The organism is Teichococcus aerophilus, from assembly GCF_014490485.1.
Lineage (GTDB): Bacteria > Pseudomonadota > Alphaproteobacteria > Acetobacterales > Acetobacteraceae > Pseudoroseomonas > Pseudoroseomonas aerophila.
On record NZ_JACTVA010000007.1, the window covers coordinates 74,769 to 93,504 of the forward strand.

The window sequence follows — 18,736 nt, forward strand, 5'->3', positions numbered from 1 at the left end:
CGCCGGGTGGGCCCGGCGGGATGCGGCTACCGCCCCAGGTGCCGGTCGAAGAACAGGCCGATCTCGTCGAAGGCTTCCTTCACCTCCGGCACCCGATCGTCGCGGTAGTACTGGGCGTGGGACTGGCCTTCGAACACCTGCAGCACCGCCTCGGTGCCGGCCTGGCGCAGCGCCCGGTGCATGCGCACGGTGTTGCTCAGCAGCAGGTCGCGCGTCCCGCTGGTCAGGATGGTCGGCGGGAAGCCGCGGACGTCGCCATAGACCGGGGAGAGCAGCGGGTCCCGCAGGTCATGGCCGTTGGCGTAGAAGCGGGTGGCCGCGTCGCAGAACCCGTCCGGCGAGACCAGCACGTTGTCCACCATGGCATTGGACTGGAAGGAATCGCCCTGCTTGGTGACGTCCGACATCGGCGTGCCGGGCGCGATGGCACCGGGCATCGGCAGGCCTTCCTGTTTCGCCCGCAGCATCATCTCCAGCGTCAGCGCCCCGCCGGCGGAGCTGCCGAACACAGCGAGGTTGGCCGGCGGCACCATGCGGATGGCCGCCTTGTAGACGGTCATCGCATCGTCCAGCGCGGCCGGGAAATACGCGTCCGGCGGCATGCGGTAATCAACGGCGATCACCTTCATCCGGGCGAAGCCGGCCAGGAAGATCGCCTCCGGCAATGCCGCCTCGCGCGGGTTCAGCACGTAGCAACCGCCATGCACATGCACCGCCAGCCGATTGCGGTTCCGCTCCGGCATCTCGGCCGGCGTGATGGTGTAGACGCGCACGCCATCGATCACCGAGGGCTCGATCGTCACCCGCATCCGCTCCGCCATCGCGGGGATCTGCGGCGCCACGGCGGTAACGTTGCTCTCCGCCAGTTGCCGCCAGCCTTCCGGGGTCGTCGGGGGCTTGTCCCAGTTGGTGCGCAACGGCTGGGCGATGATGGCCTGCATCTGCGGGCTGACCGTGGCGGGCACCGGCAGGGTCCTGGCCGGCACATCGCGCGGCGCCAGGGTCGTGGCCGGTGTCTGGGTCGGCGTCTGGGCCAGGGCAGGGGGAGCGGCAGCCAGCAGCCAGGCTGCCGTGGCCGGCAGGGCCAGGCGGAGTGATCGGGCGATCATGGATATCCTCCAGCGGGCCTTGTGCGGCCCGTCCGCGGCCAGACTGAACCTGTGCCGCCCGACCCGCAAGAATGCCCATGCCGGCTTGACGGCCGCGCCGATCCGCAGGGTGATGCGTCCATGACCCGCCCCGCCAGCCACCGCCCGGACACCCCAGCCAGCCCCCCAAGCCCACCCATGCGGGGGTCGCGCCGATGACCGGCTGGCCCACCGAGACCGGCCGCCTGCCTCTGGGTGACCTGAGGCTGCAATCCGGCGCCGTGTTGCCGGACGCTGTGCTGGGCTGGAAGACGCACGGCACCCTCTCGCCCACGCGGGACAACGTGGTGCTGTACCCCACCAGCTACGGCGCCCAGCACCCGGACCTGGAATGGCTGATCGGGCCGGACGGCGTGCTGGACCCGGGGCGGTGGTTCATCGTGCAGGTGGACATGTTCACCAACGGCCTGTCCTCCTCCCCCTCCAACACGCCGGGTTGGCCCGGGCTGGTCACGGCGTGGGACAATGTGCATGCCCAGCGCCGGCTGTTGCTGGAGCTGTGGGGCATCGAGCACCTGCATGCGGTCTATGGCTGGTCCATGGGCGCGCAGCAGGCCTATCACTGGGCCGCGCTGTTCCCGGAGGCCGTCGCCCGCATCGTGGTGAATTGCGGCAGCGCGCGTACCGCCACGCACAACCAGGTCTTCCTCCGCAGCCTGATGGCGACGCTGGAGGCCGCGCCGCAGCACCTGGGCGATGGCCACTTCGATGGCCAGCCCACCGCGGCGCTGCGGGCCTTTGGCCGTATCTATGCCGGCTGGGCCGTGACGCAGGACTGGTACCGCGCCGGGCTGCACCTGGCCGGCGGCGCGCCGGACCTGGAGACCTATCTGCGCACGGACTGGGAAGAACGCTACCTCCGCCGCGCTGCCGCCGACCTTTACTGGCAGCTGCGCACCTGGGATGCTGGCGACATCAGCCGGGATGAGCGCTATGGCGGCGACCTGCCCAAGGCCCTGGCCGCTATACAGGCTCGCGTGCTGCTGATGCCCGGCAGCACCGACCTGTATTTCCGCGTGGCCGATAACGAGGCGGAGCTGCCGCATCTGCGCCACGCCGAGTTGCGCCCCATCCCCAGCATCTGGGGCCACCGCGCCGGCAACCCCATGGCGAACCCGGCGGATGCCGCCTTTATCCGTGCCGAGGTCAGGCGCTGGCTGGAGTAGCGCGCCGCGTGCGCCACCAGCCAGGCGGGTATCACTGAACCGCGGCAGGAATGGCTCCTGTCCCGGCCGCTGCCGTTGACGACGCCGATCCCCACCCTTGGCCGAACCGGGCCCGCTTGTGCCGGGACGCCGGAAGGCCGATGCCGGAGGCGGCTTGAACTGGCGGGCTGCCCACGGCATCTGCTCGGCTACGCCAGAGTTCCGGCGCCGGTACCGCTGCGGGGAGATGGAGGATGAGCCAACCGATCGCGGAGGTTCCGGCAGGGTATGGCGCCTGGCTGGCCGGGCTAAAGTCGCAGATCCGCGACGCCCGGCTGCGCGCCGCCCTCTCCGTCAATGCCGAGCTGATCGCACTCTACTGGCGCATAGGGCGGGAGATCCTGGCGCGGCAGGAGCGGGACGGCTGGGGTGCCCGGGTCATCGACCGCCTGGCCACCGACCTGCGCGCCGAGTTCGCCGGGCTGCGCGGCTTCTCGCGCGCCAACCTACTCTACATGCGCGCCTTCGCCGAGGCATGGCCGGAGGAGGATCTCGTCCAACGGATCGTTGGACGATTGCCCTGGGGCCAGAATATCGAGCTGCTGAGCAAGCTGAAGGACCAGGCCGCGCGGCTCTGGTACGCCGAGGCAACGCTGGAACACGGCTGGAGCCGCGCCGTGCTGGCCGCCCAGATCCAGACCGGGCTGCGGGAACGGCAGGGCAGGGCCATCACCAATTTCGACCGGGTCCTGCCCCCGGCGGCGTCGGACCTGGCACAGCAGATCTTGAAGGACCCCTACCAGTTCGACTTCCTCTCCCTGACCGCCGAGACGCGGGAGCGGGAGCTGGAACAGGCGCTGGTGGCGCGGGTGAAGGACCTGCTGCTGGAGATGGGGAAGGGCTTCGCCTTCATCGGCAGCCAGCACCACCTGGAGGTCGGCGGGCAGGATTGGTACGTGGACCTGCTGTTCTACCACCGCCGCCTGCGCTGCCTGGTGGCCGTGGACCTGAAGGTCGGCCCCTTCCAGCCCGAGCATGCCGGCAAGATGAACTTCTACCTGGCCGCCCTGGATGACCGGGACCGGGAGCCGGGCGACAATCCCAGCATCGGCCTCATCCTGTGCCGCGAGCGCAACCGGGTGGTGGTGGAGTACGCGTTGCGCAGCGTCGGCAGCCCCATCGGCATCGCCGAATACCGGTTGCTGGTGGCGGATGCGCTGCCCGCCGGGCTGGCGCAATCGCTGCCCACACCCGAGGAACTGGAATCCGGCATGACGCTGCCGGACGATGAGGACGGCGAGGCCGTCTGAGCCTTCGCAGCCAGCTACACGAATTTTCCCCGGCATCAATCCAGCCTTGGCAAGCCCATACGACCTATGTATGGTAGTATGCAAAGCGCCGGACCCTATCCGGCCAGAGACCGGGAGCCCGTCCATGCCGACCTTGCAAGAGGTGCTGACACCCCTCGATCCCTCGGATCAGTCCGGCCCCGTCGGCCTTGGCATTGCCAGGCTGCTGCGGGGCCGCATCGTCACCAATCAGTTGCAACCTGGCCAGGCGCTGCCGGAGGCAGAGGTCGCCAGCCTGCTCGGCGTCAGCCGCCAGCCGGTGCGGGAAGCGCTGATCCGCCTGTCCGAGGGCGGGCTGGTGCGCATCCTGCCGCAGCGGGGCACGCTGGTCACGCGCATCTCCCGCGCGGGGGTGGAAGGCGGCCGCTTCGTGCGGGATGCGGTGGAACGCGCCGTGGTGCGCCGTGCCGCCGCCCATGCCGGGCCGGAGGCAACCGATGCCATGCACCGGGTGATCGATGCGCAGGAAGCCGCGCTGAAGGCCGAGGACCACCCGGCCTTCCTGGCGCTGGATGACGAGTTGCATGGCGCCTTCGCCGCCGCCATGGGCGAGCCCGGCGCCTGGGCCGCGCTGGGCGAGGTGAAGCTGCAGATGGACCGGGTCCGCTACCTCAGCATCCCCGACGCCACGCCCAGCACCCTGCTGATCGCGCAGCACCGCGCCATCGTCGACGCCATCCAACGCCGCGATGCCGATGCGGCGGAGGAGGCGATGCGCCTGCACCTGTCCGAGGTGCTCTCCGCCCTGCCGAAGCTGGCTGAGCGCTTCCCCGACCATTTCGAGACGAAAGGCGCCGCATGACCGCCCCCCGATTGAACGCGGCCCTGCTGCCGTCCCTGAAGCCGGGCATTCGCCGGCCGGGCTATGACCGCGCGGCACTGGGCATCGGCATCGTGCATCTGGGCCTCGGCGCGTTCCACCGCGCACACCAGGCCGTCTATACCGAGGAGCGGCTGGAAGCGGGGGAGACCGGCTGGGGCATCAGCGGGCTCAGCCTGCGCTCGCCCGCGGTGCGAGACGCGCTGGCGCCGCAGGATGGCCTGTACACCGTGCTGACCCGCGCCCCTGGCGGCGACGAGGCCCGCATCATCGGCAGCGTGGTCGAAGCGCTGACGGTGCCGGAGCAGCCAGAGCTGGCGCTACGCCGGCTGGCGGCGCCGCGGACGCGCATCATCAGCCTGACCGTGACGGAGAAGGCCTATTGCCGCGATGCCAACGGTGCACTGGATGAATCGCATTCCGACATCCGGGCCGACCTTGCCGGCGGCGGCTTCCCGCGCAGCGTGCCCGGCCTGCTGGCGGCGGCATTGCGCGCGCGGGCCGACAGCGGCGCCGGCGGCGTGACGCTGATGACCTGCGACAACCTGCCGGATAACGGCGGCACGCTGGCGCGCGTGCTGGGGCGCTTCGTCGCGCTGCGGGACCCCGGGCTGGCCGGCTGGATGGCCGAGCATGTCAGCTTCCCCGCCACCATGGTGGACCGCATCGTCCCCGCCACCACGGAGGCCGAGCGCGAAGCCATCGCCGCGCTGGGCTACACCGATGCCTGGCCGGTGGTGGCCGAACCGTTCTCCCAATGGGTGGTGGAGGACCGGTTCGTGAATGGCCGCCCGCGCTGGGAAGCAGCCGGCGCGCTGATGGTCGGCGATGTCCATGCCTACGAACTGATGAAGCTGCGCTGCCTGAACGGCGCGCATTCCTCGCTGGCCTATCTCGGCGCCGTCGCCGGCATCCCCACGGTGAGCGAGGCGATGGCCGAGCCGCTGCTGGCCGCTTTCCTGCAGAAGCTGTGGACGCAGGACGTCATCCCCACCCTGCCGCCGGTGCCGGGCATCGACCTGCCTGGATATACCGCGCAGCTTGAGGACCGCTTCCGCAACCCGGCCATCCGCCACCGGCTGTTGCAGATCGCCATGGATGGTTCGCAGAAGCTGCCGCAGCGCCTGTTGCGCCCGGCGGCCGAGCGGCTGGCGCAGGGCGCGGTGCCCGCCGCCATCGCCCTGGCCGTCGCCGCCTGGATGCGCTTCCTGCTGGGCGAGGATGAGACCGGCGGCACCCATGCCATCGACGACCCGATGGGCACGAAGCTCGCCGAAGTGGCACGCGGCGCCGGGCGGGATGCCGATGCGCTCTCCGCCGCATTGTTCGCGCTGCCGGAGGTGTTCGACCCGTCCCTGGCCGCGGATGCCGGCTTCCGTGCCGCGGTACGGGACGCGCTGGCCACGCTGCTGCGGGACGGCGTCCGCCCCGCGCTGCGCGCCGCCCTCGCCTGAAACACGACATCAACAGAGGAGACACCGACCATGGAACAGACCTGGCGCTGGTTCGGCCCCGATGACAGCGTGACGCTGGAGCATGTGAAGCAGGCCGGCGCGACCGGCATCGTCAGCGCGCTGCACCACATGAACCAGGGCCGCGCCTGGCCCGAGGACGAGGTGCTGAAGCGCAAGAAGATCATCGAGGATGCCGGGCTGCGCTGGTCGGTGGTCGAGAGCATCGCCGTGCATGAGGACCTGAAGACCCGCACGGGTGACTACAAGAACCTGATCGAGCAGTACAAGGGTTCCATCCGCGCCGTGGCACGGGCGGGCGTGAAGACCATCTGCTACAACTTCATGGCCATCACCGACTGGACGCGCACCGACCTGCACTACCGCCTGCCGACCGGCGGCCTGGCGCTGCGCTTCGATTGGACCGACATCGCCACCTACGACCTGTTCATCCTGAAGCGCCCGGGCGCCGAGGCCGACCACCCCGAGGCCCGCCGCAAGGCCGCCGAGGCGCGCTTCAGAACGATGTCGGAGAGCGACCAGTCAAACCTGGAAAAGCTGATGATCGACTGGCTGCCGGCCCGCGAATTCGTCTACGACCGTGCTGGATTCCAGAAGATGCTGGATATCTACAAGGATATCGGCGAGGACGGCGTCCGCGACCACATGATCCGCTTTGTGCGCGAGGTGTCTGAGACGGCGGCCGAGGAAGGCGCGCGGCTGTGCATCCACCCCGATGACCCCTCCTTCCCCATCTTCGGCATGCCGCGCGTGATGTCCACCGCCGCCGATGCGCGGGCGCTGATGGACGCGGTGCCGGAGCCCGCCAGCGGCCTGACCTATTGCACCGGCGCGTTCGGCAGCAACCGTGCCAACGACATGGTGGCGATGGCGAAGGAATTCGGCCCGCGCATCCACTTCGCCCACCTGCGCAACGTGACGATCGAGGAGGACGGCTCCTTCTACGAGGCCGACCACCTGGATGGCAGCACCGACATGGTCGGCTGCGTCGCCGCCCTGATGGCGGAGGAGGACCGCCGCCGCGCCGAAGGCCGCGCGGATGCCGAGATCCCGATGCGCCCGGACCACGGCCATTTGCTGGTGGATGACATCGAGAGCGTGAAGAACGGCGTAAAGGTCAACCCGGGCTATTCCTGCATCGGCCGCCTGAAGGGCCTGGCGGAACTGCGCGGCGTGATGCGCACGGTCGAGGCCTTCCGCGACCACCGCGTCAGAGCGTGATGGCTTGAGGTGACATCACCGAAAGCCTGAATCACGCGACCAAACAGAGGCGTAGAGCATGATGCGTGAACGAATGTGATCGCATCGTGCTCTCGCTGAACCCGACCCATGGTGGCGGCGTTATGCCGCCACCATGCAACGCCTCTTCATCGGCACCGCCGGCTGGAACATCCCGTCGCAGCATGCTGCGGCGTTTCCGCCGGACGGCTCGCACCTCGCCCGCTATGCCGCGCGGCTGCCGGCGGTCGAGATCAATTCTTCCTTCTACCGCCCGCACCGCCCGGCCACCTATGCCCGCTGGGCGGCGGCGGTGCCGGAGGAGTTCCGCTTCGCGGTGAAGTTACCGAAGGAGATCAGCCACACCCTGCGGCTGGTCGGGGCCGAGGCCGCCTTGGCGCGATTCCTGGACGAGGCCGGGCAGCTCGGTCCGAAGCTGGGCCCACTATTGCTGCAACTACCGCCCAGCCTGGGCTTCGATGCGGCGACAGCCGATGCCTTCCTGGCCCTGCTGCGCCAACGCCATGACGGCGCCGTGGTGTGCGAGCCGCGCCACCCCAGCTGGTTCGGCGGCGAGGGGGATGCGCTGCTCACCCGGCACCGCGTCGCCCGCGTCGGCGCCGACCCGCCGCCGGCACCAGGTGCCGCCCGCCCCGGCGGCTGGCCGGGCCTGCGTTACTTCCGGCTGCACGGCGCGCCGCGCATGTACTACTCGCCCTATGCCCCGGAGCGCCTGGCCAGGCTGGCGGCGCTGCTGCGCCAGCCCGGTTCGCCCGAGACCTGGGTGATCTTCGACAACACGGCGGAGGGCGCCGCCTGGGCGGACGCCCTCTCCCTGTTGGAGCAGGCCGGCTAGCGCATGATGGCTCCCATCTGGCTCAGAACTGGATCACCACCTTCAGGTTGTGCTCCCGGTCCTTCGCCGCGGCGAAGGCCTCGCTGGCGCGCTCGATCGGATAGGTGCCGGTCAGCAACGGGCGGATATCGATCAGCCTCTTCTCCAGGCAGGTCACCGCATCGCCGAACACGTCGCCGAAGCGGAAGGCCCCGCGCAGGTCGATCTCCCGCGCCATGACGCGGTTAGCCATCACCGGCGTCTCGCCCCCGGGCAGGGAGCCGACCTGCACGACGATACCGCCGGCCCGCACCGCCAGCAGCGCCGCGTTCAGCCCGGCCGAGGCGCCCGAGGCCTCGAACACTACGTCGTAGCCACCACTGGCCTTGGCGGCCTCCAGCAATTCCCCGGTGCCCTGGCCGACATTGAAGGTCTCGTCGGCACCCATGCGGCGCGCGGCGTCCAGCGGGGCATCGATCATGTCCGTCATCGCCAAATGCGCGGCGCCGCCCCGGCGGGCGGCCAGCATGACCAGCTGGCCGATCGGCCCCGCGCCGGTCACCAGCACCCGGCTGCCCATCAGGTTGCCGGCCCGGTGCGCGGCGTGCAGCGCGACGGAGAGCGGCTCGGCGAAGGCCATCTCCTCGAACGGCAGTTCGGCCGAGACGGGGAAGCACTGGATGTCCCGCACCGTGGTGTATTCGGCGAAGCCGCCTTGCATGTGGGGGAACTTGCTGGCCGAGCCCATGAAGAACACGTTCTCGCACAGATTAGGCCGCCCCTCCCGGCAGCGCGGGCAATGGCCGCAATTCCGCCCGGGGTTGACGCAGACACGCTGGCCGGCGGCGACGCGGGTCACCTCCGCGCCCACCTCGGCCACTTCGCCGGCGAATTCATGGCCGGGGACCAGCGGCTCCCGGATCACAAAATCGCCAACGCGGCCGTGGAAGAAGTAATGCAGGTCGGAGCCGCAGATGCCGCCGGCGCGGACGCGCAGGCGCACGTCATGCGGGCCAAGGGGGGCTTCGGGGCGGTCCTCGATCCGCAGATCCTGGGCCGAGTGCAGGACGCAAGCGCGCATGACGGTTTTTCCTCCGCAGTCATTGACATGCTACCATGGTAGAATGCACTTTCGGTTTCAATAAAGGAACCCCGGGGCACCGGTGGGCCGCTCACCGGAGGAAAACACCGGCCCTGAGGGCCCGATGCAGTCCGGCGACCGCACCCCCGCCCCCTATTGGCAGCGGGAGTACGCGCTTCATGTTCAGCAAGCGACGGCGTCTGGTCATCTTCCTGCTCTTCCTGGCGGGTATCATCAACTACATGGACCGCAGCGCGCTTTCGATCGCGGCGCCAGCGGTTTCGGCGGATTTGGGCCTCTCGCCGTCCGAGATGGGGCTGGTCTTCAGCAGCTTCTTCTTCGGCTACGCCATCTTCAACTTCATCGGCGGCTATATGTCGGACCGCGCCGGTCCGCACCGCATCTTCTCCCTCTCCATGCTGGTCTGGTCCGCTTTCTGCGCCTTCACCGGCATGGCGGCCGGCTTCGTCTCCATGCTGCTGATCCGCATCGGCTTCGGCGTGGGGGAGGGGCCGTTCTCGGCCACCGCCAACAAGATGGTCAGCAACTGGTTCCCCCGGCGGGAAGCCGGCTCGGCCATCGGCATCGCCAATGCCGGCACGCCGCTGGGCGGCGCCATCGCCGGGCCGCTGGTGGGCTTCTGCGTGGTGCAGTTCGGCTGGCGCGTCTCCTTCTTCGTCGTCGCGGCCATCGGCTTCATCTGGCTGCTGTTCTGGCTGTTCCTGGCCAGCAACGACCCGCAGAAGGACCCCCGCGTCACGGTGGATGAGCGTGCCGAGATCGCTGCCGACCGCCCCGCGCCCGTGGTGCGCGGCAGCGATGGCGTCGGCCTCGGCACCTATCTGAAGAACCCGGTGGTGCTGGCCACCGCCTTCGCCTTCTTCGGCTACAACTACATCCTGTTCTTCTTCCTGACCTGGTTCCCCAGCTACCTGACCAATGCGCGCGGCCTCAGCCTGCATGACATGAGCCTGGTGACGGTCATTCCCTGGATCCTGGGCTGCATCGGCCTGCTGGGCAGCGGCTTCCTGACCGACTTCATCTACAAGCGCACCGGCAACGCGCTGTTCTCCCGCAAGATCGTGCTGACCGTCTGCCTGGGCATCGCCGCCGTCTCCATCATCCTGGCCGGCTTCATGACCACGGCGACCAGCGCGGTGACCCTGGTGGCCATCACCGTCTTCGCCCTGTACCTGACCGGCGCCATCTACTGGGCCATCGTGCAGGACGTGGTGCCCGGCCACTATGTCGGCGGCGTCGGCGGCTTCGTGCACGGGCTGGCCAACACGGCGGGCATCATCGGCCCGGCGGTCACCGGTTTCATCGTGCAGGGCACCGGCTCCTTCACCTCGGCCTTCATCCTGGCCGGCGGCATCGCCGTGCTGGGCGTGATCGCGGTGCTGGTCTTCGTCCGCGCGCCGCGCGAGCAGGCGGCCTGATACCCTGCCGGTCGCCGGCCGCCGCCGGGCCAACCCGGCGGCGGCCACACTTCAGGGCACGTGGCGCAGCCACGCTTCCGAGGCGAATTTCTCCTCGGCAATCTGTTCCGCCGCCGCGTATTCCTCGGCGGTGATGGTGCCGGCGGTGCCGCCGTGCAGGGAGACGAAGGTCTCCCGCATCCGCCGGATCACCTCCTCCCGCGGCAGGCCGGTCTGGCTGCGCAGGGGGTCGACGCGCTTCACCGCGCTGGTGGTTCCCTTGTCGCTCAGCTTCTCCCGGCCGATGCGCAGCATCGTCACCATCTTCTCCGCATCCATGTCGTAGGCCATGGTGACGTGGTGCAGCACCGCGCCGCCGGCGAAGCGCTTCTGCGCCGCGCCGCCGATCTTGCCCTTGGAGCTGGAGATGTCGTTCAGCGGCTTGTAGACGGCGTCGATCCCCAGCGAGATCAGCGCCTGTAGCACCCACGCATCCAGGAAGGCGTAGGAATCGGCGAAGGTCATGTCGCGCACCAGCTCGCCCGGGGCATAGAGCGAGTAGGTCACGGTGCTGCCTGGCTCGACGAACATGGCACCGCCACCGGTGACGCGGCGCACGATCTGCACCCCCTGTGCCGACGCCGCCTCCAGGTCCACCTCGTTCCGCAGGGACTGGAAGGCACCGATGATGATGGCGGGCCGCTCCCACTCCCAGAACCGCAGCGTAGGTCCGCGCCTTCCGGCGGCGACCTCCCGCACCAGCACCTCGTCCAGCGCCAGGTGCATGGCGGGCGAGACGGGCGGCGCCTCGATGATTTGCCAGTCATAGTCGCGCCAGCTGCCCTGGGTGCCGAGCGCGCGGCGCACCGCCACGGCCACCGCCTCCGCATTGAAGCCGATCAGCGCGGCATCGGGCCGCAACCCGGTGCGGATCGCCGCCGCGATGTCGTCATAGCTGGCGGTATCGGGCAGGCCCTGCACGGCGGCACGGATGTCGTCCAGCGCCTCAGCGGGCTCCAGGAAGAAATCGCCGGTGACCTGCACCTCGGCGATGCGGCCATCCCGGACCTCCAGGTCCACGACGACGAGCTTGCCATTCTGAACCTTGTATTCGCCATGCATGTCGCTGGGTACCCGATGATCTGCGGCGGCCCGGGCGCCGCCATCACGGCATCGCGTCTCCGGGCCCGCCATGGCCTGCCGAAGCGGTTCGGTGTCCCGCGCAGCATAGCGTGCGCCGGCGCCTTCTGGCGAGCGGGCCGCTACGGGCGGTGCAGCGCGACCGCGGCGGCGGCCAGCAGCAGCACCCCGGCCGCGGCGGCGGCGAAGGGCAGCATGGCGCGATACGCCGCGCGCTCTTGCCCCGGCGTGCCGGACAGGCTGCAGACGATGGACATGCGGACGGGCGAGACGATGTTCAGCGACAGCGCCGCCGCGTGCTGCAACGCCACGACGGCGGTAAGGCTCAGCCCCGCCTCCGCCGCCAGGCTGACCTGGGATGCCATGAACAGCCCGTTGGCCGCGTTGCCGCTATTGGCCAGCGCCCCGAAGACGGCCGAGATGGCGGGCGTCAGCACGATGGCCCACAGGCCCAGCGAGTGGAACAGCCCCTGCGCCAGACTGCCGGCGATGCCGGAGCGGGACAGCACCTCCGCCATCATCGAGAAGGTGACGATGGTGAGCACGGCGAGGCGCCCCGTCTTCCAAGCCCCGCGCATCTCGGCGGGGAGGGACGCCGCATGGCCCCGCCACAGGGCGGTCAGCACGGCGGCGAGGACGAGCCAGGTGCCGGCGTGGAAGAAGGGTGACCAGACCGGCGTGCCAGGGAAGGGCTGGATGCGGCTGGAATGCTCCAGCAACTGGTGCAGCGGCGGCACCAGCCGGGTCAGCACCAGCCAGCCGATCAGCGCGACGAAGGGCAGCATCTTCCGCGCCGCCCGCGCCACCTGCCGCCGGTCCGGCCGCTGGTCCACCAGGAAGCGCAGCACGATCATTGGCCCGTAGGCCGCCAGCATCGCCGTCTCCGGCCCCAGCGCGGCGGTGGCCGCGACGACGGCGGCGAGGCTGGCGCCGAGCCACATTGCTTCCCCAATCCGGTCCCACCAGGAAGCACCGATGCCGGCACGTTCGGCGAAGCGCCAGTACAGCGGCAACCAGACCAGGTTGAAGGCGACGAAGAACACGCTGCTATGCAGGGTGAGGGTGGTCGGGTCCGTCCCGGCGAAGGCGGCGGCGATGATGGCGCCGCTGCCCATGCCGCCCCACAGGATCATCGTCTGGCTGAGCAGGGAGAAGACGATCAGGTAGATCGGCTTCACCTCCAGCTTCCGCACCAGCGCCATGGTGCCGATGATGCCGACGCCGAAGCCGGTCGCGGATTCGGCGAAGGGGCCGATCAGGAAGCACGCGGCGAAGAGCAGCCGCCGCCGCGCCCGCGCATCCGCTGGATGATCGGCGGCGGGCGGCACGGCATCCCCGGTGCGGATCGCCATCTGCCAGAACAGCAGGCCGCCGAGGATGTAGGGCACGACGATCCAGCCGATCCACGCCCCGCGTGCCAGCGACACGGCGGCCTCCGCCAGTGCGAAGTGCCGCGGCGCCGTGGCGAAGGCGACCACCAGGGCGGTGAGCAGGCCGAGCAGCGAGGCGCCCAGGGTGCCGGCACGGCCGCTGGCGATGACGCCGATGACGACCAGGGCCGGCAAAGTCCAGACCAGATGGATCAATCCCGCATGCTCCCCCAAGCCGCGCCCCGGGCGGGGGTTCGGTCGGCAGGACCCGGCCGCCGGCGGGCGTCACGCTGCCCGCAGGCGCCTGGCCCGCGCTGTCTTATCAGCGCACGGGCCAGGTTGGGCAACCGGCGGCGGCGCGCGGTGGTCAGACGTAGCGCGGAATGGGGCCCCATTGCGGCGTCTGGTCCGGCAGCTCGACCTCGACGTCATCCACATAGCACCAGCCCCAGCCTTCCGGCGGGTCATAACCCTCGATGATCGGGTGGGCGGTGGCATGGAAATGCGCCCTGGCGTGGCGGTGCGGCGAATCATCGCAGCAGCCGACATGCCCGCAGCTGCGGCAGATGCGAAGATGCACCCAGGGGCTGCCGATCTTCAGGCATTCCTCGCACCCGCGCGCGCTGGGCTTGACCGTCCGGATGGTGGCCGTGTGGTGGCATTCTGTCATGCGATCTCCCTGGCCGCCTGGGCGGCGATCATGCTGTGGATCTGCGCCACCACCGCCGAGCCCTCGCCGACTGCGGCGGCGACACGCTTGGTCGAGCCGGCGCGGACATCGCCGATGGCGAACACCCCCGGCACGTTCGTCTCCAGCGGCAACGCCCCTTGGCCGGTGACGAGGAAGCCCTTCGCATCCGTCTCCGCGCAATCGCGCAACCAGGTGGTGTTGGGATCGGCGCCGATGAACAGGAACAAGTGCCGCAGCGCCAGCCGGAGCACCGAGCCATCCGCGCGGCTGCTGAACGAAGCCGCCGTCAGGCCGGTCACCTTGTCACCCTCCAGCCCGGCGATCTCGTAGCCGACATGGATCTCGACATTCGGCAGCGCCGCGATGCGGTCGATCAGGTAGCGCGACATGGTCTGCGACAGGTCGCGCCGCACGAACAGGTGCAGGCGCTTCACCTGCGGCGCCAGGAACACGATGGCCTGCCCGGCGGAATTGCCACCGCCGACCAGCGCCACCTCCGCGCCCGCGCAGAGCCGGGCCTCGATGGGGGAGGCCCAGTAGGAAATGCCGGCGCCCTCGAACTCCGCCAGCCCGTCGATAGCCGGTCGGTGGTAGCGCGCGCCGGAGGCGACGACGACGGCCCGCGCCCGCAGTCGCCGGCCTTCCGACAATTCCAGGGCCGGCAACGGCCCGCTGCAGTCCAGCCGCTCGACCTTCACGGGCACGGCGATGTTGGCGCCGAATTTCAGCGCCTGGTTGAAGGCGCGCCCCGCCAGGGCCTGCCCGGAAATCCCGGTGGGGAAGCCGAGATAATTCTCGATACGTGCGGAGGCGCCGGCCTGCCCACCCGTCGCCCGCTCATCCAGCACGATGACCGAGAGGCCCTCGGACGCCGCATACACCGCCGTGGCGAGGCCGGCGGGACCGGCGCCGACTACGGCGACGTCATAGAGCGCGTCCGGCTCCAGCACCGGCGTCAGGCCCAGGCAGGCCGCCAGCTCCACCTCGCTCGGCTTCCGCAGCAGGTTGCCGTTGGGGCAGACCACCAACGGCAACTCATCCGGCAACAGCCCGGTTCGCTCGACCAGCGCCTTGCCCTCGGCGTCCGAGGAGGCGTCCAGCACCAGGTTGGGGGAACCGCTGCGGGTGAGGAAGCCCTGCAGCCGCAGCACATCCCGGCTGCCGGGCACACCGATCAGGATGGTGCCGGCGCCGCCTTGCTCGATCAGGCTGACGCGGCGCAGGATCAATGCGCGCATCACCACCTCGCCCACATCGGCGGAACCGACCATCAGCGCGCGCAGATGCGGCGGGTCGAAGGGCAGGGCGGTGCAGCCATCCGGCCCCGCATGCCCGGCGGCGATGGAGGGGCGGCCGGCGAGCTGGTTGACCTCGCCCGTGAACTGGCCGGCGCCGTGGGTGGTGATCAGCGCCCGCTGGCTCAGCCCGTCCCGCCGGAAGACATCGATGCTGCCCTCCAGGACCAGCCACGACGGCGCATCCCGCTCACCGATGTCGTAGACGACTTCCCCGGCGGCGAAGTGCCGCTCCGCCCCGCTGGCAAAACGCCGTGCGATGCCGATCTGTCCCGCCTCCAGAACGGGGAACATCTGGTACTTGCGAAGGTCCAGGGTGCTCATGCTGAGATCCGATCTGCTGCGAGGCGGGGAGGCAACCGATTCGTCCAGAACCCTGCGGCATGGAAGGGACGCGCCATCATAGGGCGCGGCCCCGCCATGGCCGCAAGCGTCAGGAACGGATGAAGGCGAGGAGGTCCTGGTTGAGCTGCGCGTGATGCGTCACCGGCAGCCCGTGCGGCGCTCCCGGATAGACCTTCAGGGTGGCGTTGCGGACGATCTCGGCCGAGCGGCGGCCGGCGGCATCGATCGGCACGATCTGGTCGTCATCGCCATGCACCACCAGGGTCGGTACGTCGATCTTCTTCAGGTCCTCGGTGTAGTCGACCTCGGAGAACTCGTGGATGCAGTCATACTGGCCCTTGATGCCGCCCTGCATGCCCTCGCGCCAGAACTCGCGCCGCGCGCCTTCGGATTCCTTGGCGCCCGGGCGGTTGAAGCCGAAGAAGGGCGCGCTGAGGTCGATGAAGAACTGCGAGCGGTCCTCGAGCGTCGACTGGCGGATGCCGTCGAACACCGCCAGCGGCGTGCCGTTGGGGTTGGCGTCGGTCTTGACCATCAGCGGCGGCACGGCGCTGACCAGAACCATCTTGGCGACACGGGCGGAACCGTAGGTACCGACGTAATGCGCGATCTCCCCGCCGCCGGTGGAGTGGCCGACCATTACCGCGTCCTTCAGGTCGAGATGGTCCATCAGCCCGGCGAGGTCGGCGGCATACTGGTCCATGTTGTTGCCGTCCCACGTCTGGTCGGAGCGGCCGTGGCTGCGGCGGTCATGCGCGATGACGCGGAAGCCCTGGCTGCCCAGGAACTGCATCTGCGGGTCCCACGCATCGCTGCTCAGCGGCCAGCCATGGCTGAACACGACGGGCTGGCCATGGCCCCAATCCTTGTAGAACAGGTTGGTCCGGTCCTTGGTCATGAAGTAGGGCATGATGTCCTCCGTTGCTGGCGGACGATGACAAGGCCGTCCGACACCCGGACTATCGGCGCTGCGAGAGCGTCGCGATATCATACGCAGGTTTCGGTCTGGCGCCGCCACGACTATACTTTCGTATAACAGTGCGGCTGGGCGGCGTTTCACCAAGCGGCCCATCCACCGCTTCGCGGCTTCTTGCGCCCTACGCAGGAAGATGGCTATCGTTACCAGACCGGTGGCGCGGCCCGCCCGGCCGTCGCGCTTGCACCGCTCTCGCCCGGCCTTGTCGTCGCGATCCGGCAAAGCGGGAGGCATGGTTGCAGGCAGGGTTCGAGGCGAAGCGACTGGCGGCCCGCCTCTACGCCGCGGCGGCACTGGCGCTGGCCTTATGCGTGTTCTCGCTGGATGTGCTCAGCCCGCTGCAAGGCGCCGTCGCGGTACTGTATACCGGCGTCATCCTCGTCGCCGCGCGCGGCCTGCGGCACCGCCTCATCATCGCGGCAGGCGGGTTCTCGGCTTTTCTTGCCATACTGGGCTACGGGCTGATCCATGCGGAGGAACCGCTCGGCTCCCCCGCCATGCGGTTGGCCGTCAGCCTGGTCGCCATCGGCATCACCACGATCCTGTCCGTCCGCCACCACGCGGCGGCGGAGGAGCGGCGCCGGTCGGACGAGCGCTACCGCACCATCTTCCACGCCGCCGGCTTCCCCATCTGGGAATCGGACTGGTCCGCCGCCTATGCGATGCTGCAAGCTGGCGAGAAGCCGGACCTCGATCTGGTGCGGCGTGCCTCGCTGCTCTCCTATGTCCGCGATGCCAACCACGCGGCGGCACGCCTGCTGGGCTTCCGCAGCCGGGAGGAGCTGGTGGGCAGTTCCATCCTGCGCCACCACACGCCGGGCGGCGAGGCCATCCTGGCCGGCATCTTCGCCACGCTGCTGCGGGAAGACCGCGCAGTGGAGGAGGAAGTGCAGTTCCAGACCGTGTCGGGCGAGCTGATCGACGTCGTGCTACGCGTCACCCTGCCGCCCGGCCATGGCGGCTGGCAGCGCGTGCTGATCATGGCGCTGGACGTGACGGAACGGAACCGCACGCAGGCCCGGCTGGCGCAGTCGCAATCCGAACTGACCCACGTCTCGCGCGTCACGACGCTGGGCCAGCTGGCGGCCTCCATCGCGCATGAAGTGAACCAGCCGCTCTCCGCCATCATTACCTACGCGCGGTCCGGCAAGCGCTGGCTGGCGCGCGAGGCGCCGGACGCGGCCGAGGTCTCCGACTGCCTCGACCATATCGGCAGCAACGGCAGGCGCGCCGCCGACATCATCGCCCGCATCCGCGACCTGGCGCGCAAGGCAGGGCCGAAGCGCGGCCCGATCCGGCTACCCGAGCTGATCGAGGAGACGATCGCGTTGCTGCGGCGTGACCTGACGGCGAACGACATTGCCATCCAAGTCTCCGCCCCGGCCGACCTGCCGGATGTGGAGGGCGACCGGGTGCAGCTGCAACAGGTGCTGATGAACTTGCTGATGAATGCGGAGCAGGCCATGGCGGAGACATCACCAGACCAGCGCAAACTCTGCGTGGAGGCGGAGCGGGACGGGCAGGCCGTATCGGTGCTGGTGCGGGATTGCGGCAGCGGCTTCGCCGGCATCGACCCGGAGCAGCTGTTCAGCCCCTTCTTCACCACCAAGGCGGAAGGGATGGGCATGGGCCTCTCCATCTGCCGCTCCATCGTCGAGCAGCATGGCGGCACGCTGACGGCATGCGGCAACGAGGATGGCGGCGCCAATTTCCTGTTCCGCCTGCCCGCCGCTGCGGCGGCGGAGGTGGCGGCGTGAGCGGGGAGACGCCGCCCGGCTGCGTCTGCGTCATCGACGACGACGCGGAAGTCCTCGGCTCCATCGGCAGCCTGCTACGCTCCAACGGCTTCCAGGCCGCGCTGTACGACACGCCGGAGGCCTTCCTGCTGGCCGGCGTACCGCAGACCGCGTCCTGCCTGCTGCTCGATGTCCGGCTGCGCGGGGAAAATGGGCTCGATTTCCAGGAGCGGCTGGCCGCGCGGGGCATCGCCATCCCGGTCATCCTGATCACCGGGCATGGCGATATCCCGATGACGGTGCGCGCCATGCGGGCCGGCGCGCTGGATTTCCTGCCCAAGCCCTTCACCGAGGAACAGATGCTGGCCGCCGTGGCCACCGCCATCGGGGTGGACCGCCAACGGCGTGGCGAGGCGGCCGGGCACGCCCATCTGCGCCAGTGCTACGAGGCGCTGACGCCGCGGGAGCGGGAGGTGATGGGCCTGGTCGTCGCCGGGCTGATGAACAAGCAGATCGCAGCGCGGATGACGCTGTCCGAGATCACGGTGAAGATTCACCGGGGTAATATGATGCGCAAGATGGAGGCGCAGTCCCTGGCCGACCTGGTCAGGATGGCGGAATTCCTGGGCATCCGCGACGACAGCATCCACCGCTTTAACATCTGAGTATGATAGCCCTGGCGGCCGCCAGGGTGCAT

General features: G+C 69.6%; 16 protein-coding genes. 9 read left to right on the forward strand and 7 right to left on the reverse strand.

The features are described 5' to 3' along the window. Window positions 1–26: 26 nt before the first annotated feature. Window positions 27–1,109: an alpha/beta hydrolase gene (locus tag IBL26_RS06165; protein WP_187783592.1), complete on the reverse strand. Its 1,083-nt coding sequence runs from the start codon at window positions 1,107–1,109 to the stop codon at window positions 27–29. Between the two features lie 194 nt (window positions 1,110–1,303). Here IBL26_RS06165 and IBL26_RS06170 point away from each other — a divergent pair, with 194 nt between their 5' ends. The 6 genes from IBL26_RS06170 (at window position 1,304) to IBL26_RS06195 (ending at window position 8,008) form a co-directional block, all read left to right on the forward strand. Next, window positions 1,304–2,314: an alpha/beta fold hydrolase gene (locus IBL26_RS06170; RefSeq protein WP_187783593.1), complete on the forward strand. Its 1,011-nt coding sequence runs from the start codon at window positions 1,304–1,306 to the stop codon at window positions 2,312–2,314. Window positions 2,315–2,547: 233 nt separating this feature from the next. Continuing rightward, window positions 2,548–3,603 (forward strand): PDDEXK nuclease domain-containing protein, encoded by a 1,056-nt coding sequence (locus IBL26_RS06175; protein ID WP_187783594.1) that lies wholly within the window; start codon window positions 2,548–2,550, stop codon window positions 3,601–3,603. Between the two features lie 124 nt (window positions 3,604–3,727). Continuing rightward, the gene (locus IBL26_RS06180) at window positions 3,728–4,444 is read left to right on the forward strand and encodes a GntR family transcriptional regulator (protein ID WP_187783595.1); all 717 of its coding nucleotides are present in this window, start codon (window positions 3,728–3,730) and stop codon (window positions 4,442–4,444) included. Then, the gene (locus IBL26_RS06185) at window positions 4,441–5,916 is read left to right on the forward strand and encodes a mannitol dehydrogenase family protein (RefSeq protein WP_187783596.1); all 1,476 of its coding nucleotides are present in this window, start codon (window positions 4,441–4,443) and stop codon (window positions 5,914–5,916) included. The genes IBL26_RS06180 and IBL26_RS06185 overlap by 4 nt, the downstream gene beginning before the upstream one ends. Before the next feature lie 30 nt (window positions 5,917–5,946). Continuing rightward, window positions 5,947–7,155: a mannonate dehydratase gene (uxuA, locus tag IBL26_RS06190; RefSeq protein WP_187783597.1), complete on the forward strand. Its 1,209-nt coding sequence runs from the start codon at window positions 5,947–5,949 to the stop codon at window positions 7,153–7,155. Between the two features lie 133 nt (window positions 7,156–7,288). Continuing rightward, window positions 7,289–8,008, forward strand: a complete 720-nt coding sequence (locus IBL26_RS06195) for a DUF72 domain-containing protein (RefSeq protein WP_187783598.1) — start codon at window positions 7,289–7,291, stop codon at window positions 8,006–8,008. A 22-nt stretch (window positions 8,009–8,030) separates the two neighbouring features. On the opposite strand, the gene IBL26_RS06200 is transcribed toward IBL26_RS06195, so the two are convergent. Continuing rightward, window positions 8,031–9,068: an L-idonate 5-dehydrogenase gene (locus IBL26_RS06200; protein ID WP_187783599.1), complete on the reverse strand. Its 1,038-nt coding sequence runs from the start codon at window positions 9,066–9,068 to the stop codon at window positions 8,031–8,033. Between the two features lie 179 nt (window positions 9,069–9,247). Here IBL26_RS06200 and IBL26_RS06205 point away from each other — a divergent pair, with 179 nt between their 5' ends. Beyond that, window positions 9,248–10,507, forward strand: coding sequence for an MFS transporter (locus IBL26_RS06205; RefSeq protein ID WP_187783600.1), 1,260 nt, complete (start codon window positions 9,248–9,250; stop codon window positions 10,505–10,507). 51 nt (window positions 10,508–10,558) lie between these two features. Here the strand turns inward: IBL26_RS06205 and IBL26_RS06210 are convergent, their stop codons facing one another. From IBL26_RS06210 to IBL26_RS06230, 5 genes are all read right to left on the reverse strand, one after another. Further along, window positions 10,559–11,608 carry a lipoyl protein ligase domain-containing protein gene (locus IBL26_RS06210; RefSeq protein WP_187783601.1) on the reverse strand — a complete coding sequence of 350 codons (1,050 nt, stop codon included), beginning with the start codon at window positions 11,606–11,608 and terminating at the stop codon, window positions 10,559–10,561. 140 nt (window positions 11,609–11,748) lie between these two features. Next, window positions 11,749–13,212: an L-lactate permease gene (locus IBL26_RS06215; RefSeq protein WP_187783602.1), complete on the reverse strand. Its 1,464-nt coding sequence runs from the start codon at window positions 13,210–13,212 to the stop codon at window positions 11,749–11,751. A gap of 151 nt (window positions 13,213–13,363) precedes the next feature. Continuing rightward, window positions 13,364–13,666: a UBP-type zinc finger domain-containing protein gene (locus tag IBL26_RS06220; protein ID WP_187783603.1), complete on the reverse strand. Its 303-nt coding sequence runs from the start codon at window positions 13,664–13,666 to the stop codon at window positions 13,364–13,366. Then, entirely contained in the window at window positions 13,663–15,306 is a 1,644-nt protein-coding gene (locus IBL26_RS25875; RefSeq protein WP_187783604.1) for an FAD-dependent oxidoreductase, read from the reverse strand. Before IBL26_RS25875 ends, IBL26_RS06220 begins: the two co-directional genes overlap by 4 nt. Before the next feature lie 109 nt (window positions 15,307–15,415). Then, window positions 15,416–16,237, reverse strand: coding sequence for an alpha/beta fold hydrolase (locus IBL26_RS06230; RefSeq protein ID WP_187783605.1), 822 nt, complete (start codon window positions 16,235–16,237; stop codon window positions 15,416–15,418). Window positions 16,238–16,539: 302 nt separating this feature from the next. Between IBL26_RS06230 and IBL26_RS06235 the strand changes: the two genes are divergently transcribed. Further along, the gene (locus IBL26_RS06235) at window positions 16,540–18,060 is read left to right on the forward strand and encodes a sensor histidine kinase (protein WP_187783606.1); all 1,521 of its coding nucleotides are present in this window, start codon (window positions 16,540–16,542) and stop codon (window positions 18,058–18,060) included. Next, the gene (locus IBL26_RS06240; RefSeq protein ID WP_367615382.1) at window positions 18,057–18,704 is read left to right on the forward strand and encodes a response regulator transcription factor; all 648 of its coding nucleotides are present in this window, start codon (window positions 18,057–18,059) and stop codon (window positions 18,702–18,704) included. The genes IBL26_RS06235 and IBL26_RS06240 overlap by 4 nt, the downstream gene beginning before the upstream one ends. Window positions 18,705–18,736 lie beyond the last annotated feature (32 nt).